This is a genomic window from Rhodococcus sp. 15-2388-1-1a (assembly GCF_002259145.1).
Classification (GTDB): Bacteria; Actinomycetota; Actinomycetes; order Mycobacteriales; family Mycobacteriaceae; genus Rhodococcoides.
In genome coordinates, this window is sequence record NZ_NPFP01000003.1 from 222,672 (window position 1) to 235,369 (window position 12,698).

The following is a 12,698-nucleotide window of genomic DNA, read 5'->3' on the forward strand; positions in this document are numbered from 1 at the left end:
ATCGGCTGTCTGTTGGCCGATAGTCGGTGGGGTCGTCTATGCATGCTGGTCGCTGTTCCGGTCAGCCAGTGTTGTCGCCAATGGCGGCACGGTTGTGTACGCGCTACTGATCGGAGCAGTTCTGGGCGGAATAGTCGGCTGCGCGAGTCTTGTCGGCGGCACATGGGCATTGAAGGTCATCGATGGCGAACATGCTCTCACCGCTCGATGGGCCCGCAAAATTGTTGCATTCGCCATCCTCAGTGCCGCTACCGCGGGCGCGACCATCTTCGCAATTTTCGCACTGTCGAGGCAGATCACGAACGCAGGCGGTCCTACCGCTGTGGTGGTCGGATTGTGCTTCTTCGTGTCACTCACGTACGCACCGAGGGCAATCCGTGAACGGGACAATCGAAAGTAAAGAAAATCCGCCTGACCTCGGCCCCTTCTCGACGTATAGATTCTGCGGTATCGTCCACTTCACCAACCCGAAGCACTCACCGGCCCGCCTCCGATATGGCGCACATGATGATTATTCTTCACGAGAGGGCAATGCCCCCGTTTGTCCGATGAACACCCACAGGCCGCGTGCCGCGCGAACTGATGGTTGGGCACTCCAATACTTGACGCAGTGGCGTCAGCGAGTCGAGTCCGTCGAGAAACAGGTCAGCGGGAAGAGTCGGTCTGCACGCGACAATCGGGTCCCGCTGTCGACCGGATTGACTGGCTGTCCGGCATGCGACGGCCACTTCTACGGCGACGGTCCGCGGGATCGACTCGAACGTCTGATGCGTCGCGATGGACGGCATGCCCACCGATTACGCGTCGCAGTAGCCGAATTGGATGAGCGATACCGAGACGCGACTGTCGAAATATCGAGGACACCCCCGATGCCGTGGTGGGAACGCCGCGTGCCGTGGCTATGAACTGGACCTCGGCTTCGTCCACTCGATTGTGTGTCGAAAACCTATGCGGTGTCGCATCATCGCGCCCGGGAGCCGCCTCTCCACCATGTGGCCGATCTCGTCGAAGCTCAACACCGGATCCTTGACCGGGAATGGTGGCGGTGGTGCTGTCACCGGACTCGGCCATGGGCGGTGGATGAATCCGATCAATGGATTGGTCACGATGGAGACCGAATCCCACAGCAGATCTCGTACGCTTCGCGGTGGCGCAAGCCCGACGATGAGCACTCGCCCGCCCGGCGCAAGAATTCGCCCGACATGACGCAAGGCATCGTCGATATCGAGATGATGCAGGACGGCGACCATGGTCACTAGATCGATCGAATCGCCTGCCCACGAATCCAGTTGACGATCCGTGATCGATACGTTGTCGACGTCGCCAGACGTAGCCTCTGCGATTCGGCGCATGTCCGCATCGGCATCGGCCCCGACGACGTGCTCGAAATGAGGAGCCAAGGCTCGTACCAGGCCACCTCGTCCGCAGCCCATGTCGAGCGCACGGCCACGCCGATCCGGCAGATTCGCCAGAATCCAGCTGTGGAAGTAGTCGTTGTGACTCCACGCATGTCGCTCGTTCAACTCGCGAAGCCACTGGGCCCCTCTGCCTCCGATAAGGGACGTTCCCATTCGTCTCAACACCATGAAGCCCAGTATCCATCGGGGGTACCGACGACGGCTCGACGCTGATCAACACGCGTGGTCGGCGAGTGTCGCGGGCATACCCGCTGAATCAAGCGGACTGAGCTTCCAGCACCTCCTTGAGTCTTTGCAGGTCGTCGGCGACCATGTCGAGATCGCGTTCGAATTCCTCGTCGCTCAGTTCGATTTGCCGGACCGTGAAGAGAATCTCCGCGCCGTTCGGATGAGTCAGCACCCTCACGGGATTGTTCACGGTGGTCCCCGACGGAAGTGTCACGTCATGATCGAGCACGCCGAGGTCGTTGTGTGGCACGAAGCGGACTTCGACCTGACCCATCGGCGATTCGGCGAGAAGTCGATCGCCGTCGATGGTCACCGGACTGTTCGCCAGTCCCGCCGCCCATTTCGGTAAGTTCGCGGGATTCGCCGCGAACTCGTAGACCTGATCCCGTGTACGCCCGATGACCTGGCTGACATGGCGACTTGCCACGACGCTTTCTCGATTCATAGCAGCGACCCTACGTCTGACGAGCATCGTCGGTTCCAGAAATGGGACGGGAGTCGAAACGGTCAGCAACGACCGATCGTCGTCGGTACCGATGTCCAGACCACGGGCGGTCTCGGGATGCCGCAGACTTGAACGTGTTCAAAAACAAGTCTATGGTCGAATTTGAACACGTTCAGAATTGAGGCAAATCGATGGCTCGCACGTCCGAGACTCGCGACAAGGTGGTCGAGGTAGCTCTACGCCTCTTTCGCGAGGAAGGGTTTCAAGCAACCACGATGCGTCGCATCGCCGACGAAGCGGGCGTCTCGCTCGGGAATGCCTACTACTACTTCGCAGGCAAGGACGAACTGGTCAACGAGTTGTACACGGTGATCCAGCGCGATCACCGCGAACGTGCGCTCCGCGTCCTCGTCGACGGCGGATCACTGTCCGAAAACCTTGCTGCCGTCTTGCATTCCGGCCTCGACGTGATGGAGCCGTATCACGCCTTCGGTGGATCCTTCCTACAGTTGGCGTTGCCCACCCGGTCCAGTTCCAGTCCGTTCTCGGAGGAGTCGTCCGACGCCAGGTCCATGGCCATCGACCTCATGCGAACCACCTTGGAGACGTCGAAACAGAAGGTTCCGGCATCTCTGAAGGATGTTCTGCCACAGCTGCTCTGGATGATCTACATGGGTGTCACCCTCCATTGGGTCACCGACTCTTCGGACAACCAGGCACGCACCCGCACTCTGGTCGACGGGCTCGTTCCAGTGGTGGCCAAAGCCGTACGCCTCGCTCGCCTCCCGGTGGCGCGGGGGTTGGTCACCGACGTGGCCGGCTTGTTGAAACGAATGACGTCCCCAGAAGGGCTCGAACAATGAGTGATTCACCATCGACCGTCGTCCTGTGCGGTGCCTCCGGCTACATCGGCCGGTACCTGCGTCGCTCCTACGAAGATCGCGGCGTTGGCGTCAGGACCGTCGGCCGCGGAACCGCCAGCGATGCAACGTGGTCCGATCATCGCAGCCTCGTCGATGTACTCGACGGCTCCGATCTGGTCGTCAATCTCGCAGGCCGCTCGGTTAGCTGTCGCTACAACAAAACGAACGCGGACGAGATCATGTCCTCGCGCATCCAGACGACGGCCCAGCTCGGCCGCGCCCTGGCGGGCGTTCGACACGCTCCAGATCTGTGGGTCAACGCCAGCACCGGCACCATCTATCGCGATTCGCGCGACAGGCCGATGGACGAACGATCCGGCGACATGGGCTCGGGATTCTCCGTCGAGGTCGCCCGCGCCTGGGAGCGTGAGCTGTTCGACGCCGATGTGGCCATTCGCAGAGTCGCGCTTCGTATGTCGATCGTGCTGGGCGCAGGCGGCGGGGCGATCAACCCGATCATCGACCTGGCCAGAGTGGGGCTCGGCGGCAAGATGGGCGACGGCGGACAGATGTTCAGTTGGGTCCACGTCGCCGACGTCGGACGCGTCCTCGATCACCTCTACGACAACACCGGCATCTCCGGCCCGGTCAACGTTGCTACCCCGTTCCCGGTGACCAACGAGGAGCTGATGCGGCAGGTCCGGAATGCACTGGGCCGCAGTCACGGTCTACCGACACCGGCATGGCTGCTTCAATTCGGGGCACGAGTGATTCGCACGGAAGCCGAACTGGTCCTGAAGAGTCGCTGGGTCGACCCCAAAGTACTGACGGACAGTGGCTTCGAGTTCGAGCACGCAACACTGAACCATGCTCTCGCCGACATCGCATCCAACACTCCACGAGGGTTGCTCCCCGTCGCCCTGGGGTGACGGGGAGCCCTCGGGCCTACACGAGCGACGCCGACAGCCCTCCGTCCAGGATGTAGTGACTTCCGGTGATCCACGACGCCCGGTCGGAGGCGAGGAACAACGTCACTTCCGCGATGTCCTCCGGTGTGCCCAGCCGTCCCTGCTTGGCTTTGACGAGGTCGCCGAACGGGATCTGGGTCGCGGCTTCGAAGTCCGGGACCAACCGGTCGACCATTGCGGTATCGGCAAATCCGGGGCACACCGCATTCACTCGCACTCCCGATGCGCGCATCTCGATGGCAGCGACGCGGGTGAGCTGGATGACGGCAGCCTTTGTCGCACAGTAGGACCCGAGCAGTGCGGTGCCGCCCACTCCGGCGAGCGAGGCGATGTTGACGATGTTTCCCTTCGACTCGACCAGTGCACCGATCGCGGCCTTCATCACCAGGAACGTGCCCTTGACGTTGACGGAATAGATCTTGTCGAAGCTCTCCGTCGACTGCTGGAGCAGCGGCGAAGACACTTCGATTCCCGCGTTGTTGACGACGATGTCGAGTCCGCCGAGAATCTCCACGGCCTGCGCCACCGCACTCTGCACCTGACTCTCGTCGGACACATCGCAGTTCGCGATACCGGCGGCACCGATCTCCTCGGCCGCCTTGGCTGCTGCGCCTTCGTCGATGTCGCTGACGACGACACGAGCACCGCGCTCGATGAACATCTGGGAGATGGCTTTTCCGATGCCGGCTCCGGATCCGGTCACGAATACTCGCTTGCCCTCGAACTCGGTCATGGTGTGCTTCCCTTCGATGATGAGTGAGACATGGTGCTGCGTACTTCGGTCTTGAGGATCTTTCCCACCTTCGAGCGGGGAAGGTCGGTCCAGATCTGAATTTGTTTGGGTGCCTTGATGCTTCCGATCTTCGCCTTCACGTGTGAGATCAAATCCTCGTCCGACGCGTCCCGGCCGGGTCGCAACATGACTGCTGCGGTGACGCGTTCGCCCCACTTGTCGTCGGGCAGTCCGACGACGGCGCATTCCTTCACCGACGGATGCGACAGCAGGGCCTGTTCCACCTCGGCCGAGTAGACATTGAACCCGCCCGTGATGATCATGTCCTTGGCGCGGTCGACGACATACAGGTAGCCGTCGTCGTCGAGGTACCCGATGTCGCCGGTGTGGTGCCACCCGTGGGCACCCACTTCGGCGGTGGCGTCGGGATTCTCGTGATAGCCCTGCATCACGAGTGGACCGCGAACGACGATCTCACCGCGCTCACCGCGCACGACCAGTCCACCATCGTCGTTCATGATCGCCACCGTGGTCAGAGGAGTCGGCTTGCCTGCCGAACTCAGTCGCTCGGTGGCGATCGATCCGTCACTGCGAAAGTGATCGACCGGAGCGAGCGTGGCGATCATGTTCGGTGCCTCGGTCTGGCCGAAGAGCTGTCCGAGAACCGGCCCGATGCGGGTCAGTGCCTCTTCCAGTCGAGTCGGCGACATCGGTGCGGCCCCGTACCAGAGGCACCGAAGCGACGTCAGATCCGTGACGTCGAGATCCGGATGATCGAGCACGCCGTAGATCACCGTCGGCGGCAGAAACGCATGGGTGATGCCGTGTTTCTCGATGAGGGACAGGAACTTTCCGACGTCGGGAGCGCCCATGACCACAACGTGTCCGCCGAGACTGAGAATGGGAAACGTCAGCACGCCCGCAGAGTGGGTCAGCGGTGCGAGAGCCAGGTACCGAGGCCGATCCCCGAAGGGATAACTCATGAGTGCTGTTGCCGTGGAGGTCATCATGTTCTCCTCGGTCAGCCTCACCCCCTTGGGTTTTCCGGTCGTACCGCCCGTGCCGGCGATCATGCACAATCCGTCCGCCGGTCGTCTGTCGGCAACAGAATCGGAACCGTGTTCGACGAGCCAGCTGTCGTACGAGAGCGCTCCCGGCACGTCGCCGTCCAGACAGACGAGCCATTCCAACCGAGGAAGCTGGTCGCGAATGCGACCGACGAGATCGGCGAAGGCTCTCTGGAAGAACAGGAATCGGCAGCCGAACAGCTCGAACAGCTGCCGATTCTCGTCGGCTTCGTTGCGTGGATTGATCGGGCACCACACCGCCCCTGCCCGCGAGATCGCAAATACGCAGGTCAGCGCGAGCGGGTCGTTGGCGGAGAGCACAGCGACCCGGTCACCTGCCTCGATCCCGTTGTGCTGCAACGCTGCGGCGATGGCCACCGTGTCGTCGTACACCTGGCCGTAGTTTCGGGTGGTGTCACCGATGGTGAGACAGGGTGCGTCTCGGCCCAGTGACACACCCTTGTCGAGGTAATCGGACAGCCGCATCGGCCCTGTCCTCAGCTGTGTGCAGTGACGATGGGTTCGAGCACCAGCCCGAACGCGCGAAGCACGCCGAGCAGTTCTCGATGTCCGAATGCCTGGCAGCTCGAGGCGAATCCGACCTTCTTCGGCGGCCCCTGCAGCAGATGCGCCGCTGCGTAGGCGTTGAGCAGTGCAGTCTGCTTGTAGTTGCAGTTGCCGTGAATCACGGTGTGCACGCGACCGAGCGGTCCCGACGCGTAGACCGAATCGAGCGAGGTGTTGATGCGCGGGTTTTCTCGGGGAGGTGTCTCGCTTCGTACCGAGCCTGCCACCGTGTCGATGATCTGGTACTTCTCCGCATCGGACTTGCCCTCCATCTGAGCCATTGCGGCGGAGATGATTTGGGGCACCGCCAGCATGAGAGGCTTGTTCATGACGCCGCCGAGCGCCCGGGCGTTCGCTACGCGCGGATCGTTCTTGAACCACACCGGATGGGATGTCCCGCCCCAGGGAAGAGCCAGGCCCAGGTCGTGCTGGCCGGGCACGACGACCTGCATGACGCCGTCGTCCGGCCATTCGACGTATTCGTTCTGCTCCAGGTAGTAGGCCTTGGAGAACGCGGCGTTGGTGAGGATCGTGTTCGTCGACGCGACCGTCGGGTGCCCCTTCCAGAAGACCTCGATGTCGAGTGTGTCCAGCCCCGGCGTCTCGAGGCAGATGTTCGCGGCGATCTCGCCGATGCTGTACATCTGTGCCAAACCTGGTGTGAGTACCAGGTTTCGGGCAGCGAATTCCGAGCCGTACTTGGCCTCGGCGTCGATCATCCAGTCCTGCTCACCCGTGGTGTCGGTGTAGTGCGCGCCGATCTCGATGCACGCCTGCGCAACTTCGTGGCCGTATCGCGAGAACGGTCCGACCGTGTTGAGGACGATCTCCGCGCCCCGGAATGCCTCGGCGAGGGCCTCTGCGGTGTGTTCCACCTCGACGACATCGTGTTCGACGGTCTCGATGCCGGGAACCACGTCGATGATGCCCTTGACTCGGCCTTCGTCGCGTCCGGCGGCCAGGAACGGAATGTTGTACTCGCGCAGGTATTCACAGATCAGTCGGCCGGTGTAGCCCGACGCACCGTAGACGACGACACGCTTGTCGGTTGGCATGGAAGGTCCTCTCGTGATCGGCCCGTCCGCACGGCGGACCGAGATGGGTTGAGACTGCGAGCACCGGAGGGGACGTAGGGAACATCCGCCCTTCTGACGTGTGCTGCGCATCACACTAGGATAGAATTTGTACAGACGTCAAGCTTTTTCTTGACAACTGCCCAGGATTTGCGCGACGCCGACATCCCCCGATCGGCCGTCGGGCATACACTGGGTTGACGACCACGCGCGGAAAGGACCCGGACCATGACCCAGACCGCTGATCCGCGCGCGCGTATCGAAGAGCGAGCCCGCAACAAGTTCGAGTCCAAGCGGACCGAACTGGCCGAGGCGACACTGCACACGCTGGCCGAATTGGGCTATGCCCGCACGTCACTGCGGGAGATCGCGCAGAATTCCGAGTATTCGCACGGCGTTCTGCACTACTACTTCACCGACAAACTCGACCTCATCACGCACGCCGTTCGCCAGTACGAGGCCATCTGCGTCACTCGTTACGACGAGGTGGTGGCCAACGCGGTCGACGCCACCGGCTTGTACGCGGACTTCGAGGCGAAGTATTTCGCCACTCTGGCTGCGGACGCCGGCATTCATCGACTCTGGTACGACCTGCGCAATCAAGCCCTGTTCGACGGTTCGTTCCGCAACGACGTGCTCGAGATCGAGGAACGTCGCGAGGACATGATCTGGCGTGTGGTGGCTCGATACTGCGAACTTCGCGGCACTACGCCTGCACTCGACAAGGCCTCCGCCTACATCCTTCTCGATGGCATCTTTCAGCGCGCCCTCCTGCATCACCTGGCCGACAACACAGCCGAGGTAACCGCAGCGCGTCGCCAACTGCATGCTGCGTTCGCGTTACTGGATTGCCCGACGCCTCAGTAGGTTCCCGGCCGAGTCCCCGTGTAGATGCCGGGAACTCGAAAGCGCAGGGGCTCTTCGTCGTATTCTTCGAGGGCGTGTGCCGTCCACCCCACGATCCGGGCCAGTGCGAACAGCATCTCCGGCATGTCCGCCCGGAGTCCGTAGGCGAGCGTGAACGCGGCGAGAGCGAAATCCGAGTTCGGAAAGGTATCGAATCTGCTACTCACCTCCTCGATTATCGTGTCCGCAGCAGCGACCACCATGGGGTCCGCACCGCAAGCGGGGTCCCGAAGCAATCGCAGTATTTCCTCGGCGCGAGGGTCTCGGTCGGTGTAGATGACGTGCCCGAAGCCGGGCACCCGCTCCCCGGACCTCAATTGTGTTGCGAGAGCGCCTATCGGATCATCGATTGCCGTCGTCAGGAACCGGTGCACGGGATCGGCGGCCGAGCCGTGCAGGGGGCCGTCGATACAGCCGAGTCCCGCCGAGACTATCGAGTACAGATTGGCCCGGGTGCTCGCCGCAACCCGAACTCCGAGCGTCGACGCAGCCAGACCGTGGTCGGCCATCAGAACGAGCGCGGCCTGCAGCACTACCCGACCATTCGGATCGGATGCGTCGGACTTGATTGCCTCCCAGACCGATTCGGCGATCAGAAGCTCAGAGGAACCACCACCGAGGGCTGCTGCGACCGTCAGCAGCAGCTGCCCTGCCTCGCGGACAACGGATGTGGACCCGGTGTCGAATCTCATCGGGCGGTAGGTGGACGCGATGTCGACGGCAATGCGGATCCGATCGATGGACCGGCAATCAGACGACAGCAACCCGAGTGCAGCTCGGCATCGTTGTACGACAACAGGATCGGCGACGAACTGCGCTCCGTCCACCAGCTCACCCGTCCACACGAACTGTGCGACCGACTCGAAAGTACGTGAGCTGAGCTCGACCGCGTCATGCCCCCGGTAGTAGAGATGACCATCGTCGATCAGCGTGATCCGAGTCCGAATTCGTTCCACCGCACCGATATCGGTGCGGCGAGCAGTATCACGTCCGGCGAGAGATTCCACCTCGTCGACGTCGAACACGCTCCCGCGCACTCCGGGTAGTCGAGTGCTGGTCAACAGACCGCGGCTGACGTAGGCGTACACCGTTTCCGGCTTGACGCCCAGTCGTGCGGCGGCTTGCGTGGTGGTGAGCATATTCCGACCGTCGGCGTGCGTCATGTCCGCCTTCCACATTGACTCGATCAACATTGACAAGAATCAACATTAGCGCGGATCGTAGGGGTTGACCAGCGCAAAGGAGTGCAGCCATGACCGTTCTCGACGCCCCACGGGGGCTCCACAACGTCGTCGTCACCACCACATCGATCGGAGATGTACGCGGCGACGAAGGCTTTTATCACTACCGCCAGTACTCGGCGATCGACATCGCGCTACACAAGACCTTCGAGGACGCGTGGTTCCTCATGATCGAGGGCCGGTTGCCCAGCGACTCCGAGCGCGCCGAGTTCCTGCGCACGGTGGCACCACTGCGCGTGCTGCCGAAGGACGTCGCAGCGGCCGTGAAGACAGTGGCACTGTCGGGTCCGGAGCAACCACTCTTCGCGTTACGGACGGTGTTGTCGGGAGTGGCCGGCGCTGTACCGCTGTACGAGTCGTCGGAATCGGACAAGCGTGCGACCGCGCTGCGTCTGTGTGCGATGACGCCGACCATCCTGGCTGCGGTGCACAGGATTCGGGCCGGCCAGGAGCCGATCGATCCACGCGAGGACCTGACCACGGCTCAGAACTGGCTGTTCATGATCACCGGACAGGTGCCCGACAACGACCGCGCCCGGGCAGTCGACCGATACCTCACGGCCACGATCGATCACGGGTTCAACGCGTCGACGTTCACTGCGCGAGTCGTGGCGTCGACCGGGTCGGACATCGCGTCCGCAGTGTGTGCAGCGATCGGTGCCTTCGCGGGCCCATTGCACGGAGGTGCCCCGGATCGCGCCCTCGACGGGCTGGACGAAATTGCCGATGTCGATTCTGCAGATACGTGGGCACGCGCGAAAATCGCGGCAGGAGAACGCATCATGGGATTCGGGCATCCGGTGTACCGAACCGATGATCCCCGATCGGTGATGCTGCGCGAGACTGCGCAGGAGATGGGCGGTGAGCTCATCGACAAGGCGGTTCAGGTCGAGAAGGTCATCGCCGCTGCGCTCGCCGATCTGAAGCCGGACCGCAAGCTGTACGCCAATGTCGAGTACTACGCCGGCGTCGTGATGGAGCTGTGCGGAATTCCGCGGTCGATGTTCACGCCCACCTTCGCATGCAGTCGGATGGTCGGGTGGTGCGCCAACATCGTCGAGCAGTCGCACGACAGCAAGATCATTCGCCCGATCGCCCGCTACGACGGCCCAGCGCCTTCGGCAGTGGTGCGGTCAAGTGCCAACCAGGGCACCTAATCACGCCACTGCGGAGCACTCATCTTCGCGAACAGGTAGCGCCGAAGCGCATTCGATCACAACTCTGGTCGATGTCACGCCAGAACTCGTCGGGAGACATGTGGCCTGCGACCTTCATGCGCACCTTCTTCACGTCGAGAGCAGGTCTTCCGTTACGACGACCATTGCGAATTCCCCGTGCAGGTCGGTCGCAGTCATGGCCGACAACGTCGCGGCAGGAACTGTGGTTCCGTCGAGGGCATGGAGATAATTGCAGCCATCGGGGAGCTGTACGAAATGATGAAGAAGGGAACACCCCCGACTCTGTCACACTACGACCATGAGCGGCCACAGCGACGAGCACAACCGTGTGAAGCGACAACCGGCGAGCTTCCGGCGCGAGTCGGCAGTGTGGTTTCCGATCTCGCTGGCTTTCGCACTCACCGTTACCTTCATCGAAGTCGATCTTCGAGCGATTGTGTCGAATCCAGCCGTAGTTCTCTTCGGCCCGGTCTTCGTTGTTCTGTCCCTCATTCCTGGAGCGATAGTGAGCTTCTTCGCGGTCGCCGCAACAAGAGTTGCCGATCGATTGATGAGGGAAACGCTGTCGAAGGAAAACACACAATCGGTTGCTTCTCTTCATGGCACCTTGGCGGGGTTCGTCGCCGGCCTTCTCACATGGTTCTGGTTGCTGTTGAACAACTCGAAAGCTGATACAGCATCAGTCATCATCGCCGCCGCCTTGGTCGCGCTGGTCGCGGCGATCTTCGCAGCGCGAGGATTGATAGCGAGACGATCGAGTTTCTGACTACTACTACGAAGACATAGGCTGCCAGCCCGGCCAGCTCCTGCATTGTCCTGTCACGATGCAGGTCACTTCCGTTGTGCGCTTGTTCAATTCGAGAACAGGTCTTCCGTCGCAACCACAGTCGCAAATTCCCTGTGCAGGTTGGTCGCAGTCATCGCCGACAACGTCGCGGCAGGAACGGTGGTTCCGTCGAGGGCGATGCGATCGAAGGTGTGAGTGGCGTCGATGACGAAGTACGTGTCATATCCGAGGTTTCCGGCCATGCGAGCCGTCGTCTCGCAGCAGTGGTTTGTCGTGATTCCGCAGATGACGACCTGGTCGATGCCTTCGGCGCGTAGCCAGGCATCGAGATCCGGCGTGCCGTAGAAGCTCGAGTTGACCCGTTTGCTGACCAGTAGGTCGGGACTTCCTTCGATGATGTCTTTGAACGCGTGCCCAGAACCGCTCGGCGACAAAGGAGATCGGGGGTTGTCGGAATCGTGTCGGACGAACACCACCGGCCAAGACTTGGACCGCCACAAGCGAAGTAGAGCGGCGATGTTGCCTTCACACAACGGGTTGTCCCGCGGACCCCAGAACTCGGCATCGTCGAATCCCGCCTGTACATCGACAACGATGAGAGCGGGCCTTCGGAAGTCGATCTGTGATTCGCCCATGCGGCCAAGGATACGACGAGGTTGCTACTGCTGAATGTCGAGCAGCAGTCGCTTCAGCAAGGCAGCAAGTTGGCTTCGCTCGCCGGGAGTAAGTGATGTCAGCAGCGCTTCCTCGTTCGCCACGTGTGCCGGTAGCGCTGCATCCACAGCCGAAATCCCTGCAGCCGTCAATTGCACGATGACCACTCGACGGTTCGTCGGGTCGATTTCGCGTTCGATCAGACCTTTGTCCGTGAGCCGATTCAAGCGGTTCGTGATGGCTCCCGACGTCACCATTGCACTATCGAGCAACTGCCCCACGGTGAGGCGATGCGGGGCTCCGGTGCGCCGAAGCGTAGCGATCAGATCGAATTCGCCTGGCTGCAAACCATACTCGGCCAAAGTCACCTGAATACGCTTGTCCAGAACGGATGCAGCTCGACTGATGCGCCCGATGACCGCCATCGGGCTGACATCGACATCGGGCCGCTCGACCGTCCACTGTTGCAGGATCCGATCCACTGCGTCCCGCACCTCGTCCGACACCTACTGACCCCTCACCGCTGAACCGTTGACGTCCGGCAAGCATACGCATACTGTTCAACGCAGG

At 61.9% G+C, this 12,698-nt stretch carries 14 protein-coding genes; 6 read left to right on the forward strand and 8 right to left on the reverse strand.

Translation table 11 applies throughout. The annotated features are described in order from the left end of the window. Positions 1–94 precede the first annotated feature (94 nt). Positions 95–400 (forward strand): hypothetical protein, encoded by a 306-nt coding sequence (locus tag CH302_RS02885; RefSeq protein ID WP_037193853.1) that lies wholly within the window; start codon positions 95–97, stop codon positions 398–400. A gap of 499 nt (positions 401–899) precedes the next feature. Here the strand turns inward: CH302_RS02885 and CH302_RS02890 are convergent, their stop codons facing one another. Further along, positions 900–1,571: a class I SAM-dependent methyltransferase gene (locus CH302_RS02890; RefSeq protein ID WP_230596389.1), complete on the reverse strand. Its 672-nt coding sequence runs from the start codon at positions 1,569–1,571 to the stop codon at positions 900–902. A 103-nt stretch (positions 1,572–1,674) separates the two neighbouring features. Beyond that, positions 1,675–2,091, reverse strand: a complete 417-nt coding sequence (locus tag CH302_RS02895; RefSeq protein ID WP_037193850.1) for a polyketide cyclase — start codon at positions 2,089–2,091, stop codon at positions 1,675–1,677. A 191-nt stretch (positions 2,092–2,282) separates the two neighbouring features. Between CH302_RS02895 and CH302_RS02900 the strand changes: the two genes are divergently transcribed. Next, positions 2,283–2,954: a TetR/AcrR family transcriptional regulator gene (locus tag CH302_RS02900; RefSeq protein ID WP_037193848.1), complete on the forward strand. Its 672-nt coding sequence runs from the start codon at positions 2,283–2,285 to the stop codon at positions 2,952–2,954. Then, entirely contained in the window at positions 2,951–3,883 is a 933-nt protein-coding gene (locus CH302_RS02905; protein ID WP_037193846.1) for a TIGR01777 family oxidoreductase, read from the forward strand. The genes CH302_RS02900 and CH302_RS02905 overlap by 4 nt, the downstream gene beginning before the upstream one ends. A 16-nt stretch (positions 3,884–3,899) precedes the next feature. On the opposite strand, the gene CH302_RS02910 is transcribed toward CH302_RS02905, so the two are convergent. From CH302_RS02910 to CH302_RS02920, 3 genes are read right to left on the reverse strand one after another with little or no spacing between them, the layout of a single operon-like run. Beyond that, the gene (locus tag CH302_RS02910) at positions 3,900–4,655 is read right to left on the reverse strand and encodes an SDR family NAD(P)-dependent oxidoreductase (RefSeq protein ID WP_037193844.1); all 756 of its coding nucleotides are present in this window, start codon (positions 4,653–4,655) and stop codon (positions 3,900–3,902) included. Further along, complete coding sequence (locus CH302_RS02915; RefSeq protein ID WP_037193842.1) at positions 4,652–6,208, reverse strand: acyl-CoA synthetase; 1,557 nt, start codon at positions 6,206–6,208, stop codon at positions 4,652–4,654. Before CH302_RS02915 ends, CH302_RS02910 begins: the two co-directional genes overlap by 4 nt. Before the next feature lie 11 nt (positions 6,209–6,219). Continuing rightward, entirely contained in the window at positions 6,220–7,344 is a 1,125-nt protein-coding gene (locus CH302_RS02920) for a DUF5938 domain-containing protein (protein WP_037193840.1), read from the reverse strand. Between the two features lie 246 nt (positions 7,345–7,590). On the opposite strand from CH302_RS02920, the gene CH302_RS02925 reads away from it, so the two are divergent. Next, positions 7,591–8,229, forward strand: a complete 639-nt coding sequence (locus CH302_RS02925; protein ID WP_037193838.1) for a TetR/AcrR family transcriptional regulator — start codon at positions 7,591–7,593, stop codon at positions 8,227–8,229. Here CH302_RS02925 and CH302_RS02930 read toward each other — a convergent pair. Continuing rightward, positions 8,223–9,407 carry a citrate synthase gene (locus CH302_RS02930; RefSeq protein ID WP_230596387.1) on the reverse strand — a complete coding sequence of 395 codons (1,185 nt, stop codon included), beginning with the start codon at positions 9,405–9,407 and terminating at the stop codon, positions 8,223–8,225. The genes CH302_RS02925 and CH302_RS02930 overlap by 7 nt on opposite strands. Before the next feature lie 113 nt (positions 9,408–9,520). On the opposite strand from CH302_RS02930, the gene CH302_RS02935 reads away from it, so the two are divergent. Beyond that, on the forward strand, positions 9,521–10,666 hold the full coding sequence (locus CH302_RS02935; protein WP_037193834.1) for a citrate/2-methylcitrate synthase: 1,146 nt from the start codon (positions 9,521–9,523) through the stop codon (positions 10,664–10,666). Positions 10,667–10,985: 319 nt separating this feature from the next. Then, positions 10,986–11,453, forward strand: coding sequence for a hypothetical protein (locus tag CH302_RS02940; RefSeq protein ID WP_037193832.1), 468 nt, complete (start codon positions 10,986–10,988; stop codon positions 11,451–11,453). Between the two features lie 86 nt (positions 11,454–11,539). On the opposite strand, the gene CH302_RS02945 is transcribed toward CH302_RS02940, so the two are convergent. Both CH302_RS02945 and CH302_RS02950 read right to left on the reverse strand, forming a co-directional pair. Further along, positions 11,540–12,109 (reverse strand): cysteine hydrolase family protein, encoded by a 570-nt coding sequence (locus tag CH302_RS02945; protein WP_037193830.1) that lies wholly within the window; start codon positions 12,107–12,109, stop codon positions 11,540–11,542. Between the two features lie 24 nt (positions 12,110–12,133). Continuing rightward, positions 12,134–12,634 (reverse strand): MarR family winged helix-turn-helix transcriptional regulator, encoded by a 501-nt coding sequence (locus CH302_RS02950; protein WP_037193828.1) that lies wholly within the window; start codon positions 12,632–12,634, stop codon positions 12,134–12,136. Positions 12,635–12,698: the final 64 nt, after the last annotated feature.

Bases quoted from the DNA above. Each gene is read 5' to 3' on its own strand.
- CH302_RS02900 (WP_037193848.1), top strand. From the start codon at position 2,283: ATGGCTCGCACGTCCGAGACTCGCGACAAGGTGGTCGAGGTAGCTCTA.
- CH302_RS02925 (WP_037193838.1), top strand. From the start codon at position 7,591: ATGACCCAGACCGCTGATCCGCGCGCGCGTATCGAAGAGCGAGCCCGC.
- CH302_RS02890 (WP_230596389.1), bottom strand. From the start codon at position 1,571: ATGGGAACGTCCCTTATCGGAGGCAGAGGGGCCCAGTGGCTTCGCGAG.
- CH302_RS02930 (WP_230596387.1), bottom strand. From the start codon at position 9,407: ATGCTCACCACCACGCAAGCCGCCGCACGACTGGGCGTCAAGCCGGAA.
- CH302_RS02935 (WP_037193834.1), top strand. From the start codon at position 9,521: ATGACCGTTCTCGACGCCCCACGGGGGCTCCACAACGTCGTCGTCACC.
- CH302_RS02905 (WP_037193846.1), top strand. From the start codon at position 2,951: ATGAGTGATTCACCATCGACCGTCGTCCTGTGCGGTGCCTCCGGCTAC.
- CH302_RS02945 (WP_037193830.1), bottom strand. From the start codon at position 12,109: ATGGGCGAATCACAGATCGACTTCCGAAGGCCCGCTCTCATCGTTGTC.
- CH302_RS02920 (WP_037193840.1), bottom strand. From the start codon at position 7,344: ATGCCAACCGACAAGCGTGTCGTCGTCTACGGTGCGTCGGGCTACACC.
- CH302_RS02940 (WP_037193832.1), top strand. From the start codon at position 10,986: ATGAGCGGCCACAGCGACGAGCACAACCGTGTGAAGCGACAACCGGCG.
- CH302_RS02910 (WP_037193844.1), bottom strand. From the start codon at position 4,655: ATGACCGAGTTCGAGGGCAAGCGAGTATTCGTGACCGGATCCGGAGCC.
- CH302_RS02915 (WP_037193842.1), bottom strand. From the start codon at position 6,208: ATGCGGCTGTCCGATTACCTCGACAAGGGTGTGTCACTGGGCCGAGAC.
- CH302_RS02895 (WP_037193850.1), bottom strand. From the start codon at position 2,091: ATGAATCGAGAAAGCGTCGTGGCAAGTCGCCATGTCAGCCAGGTCATC.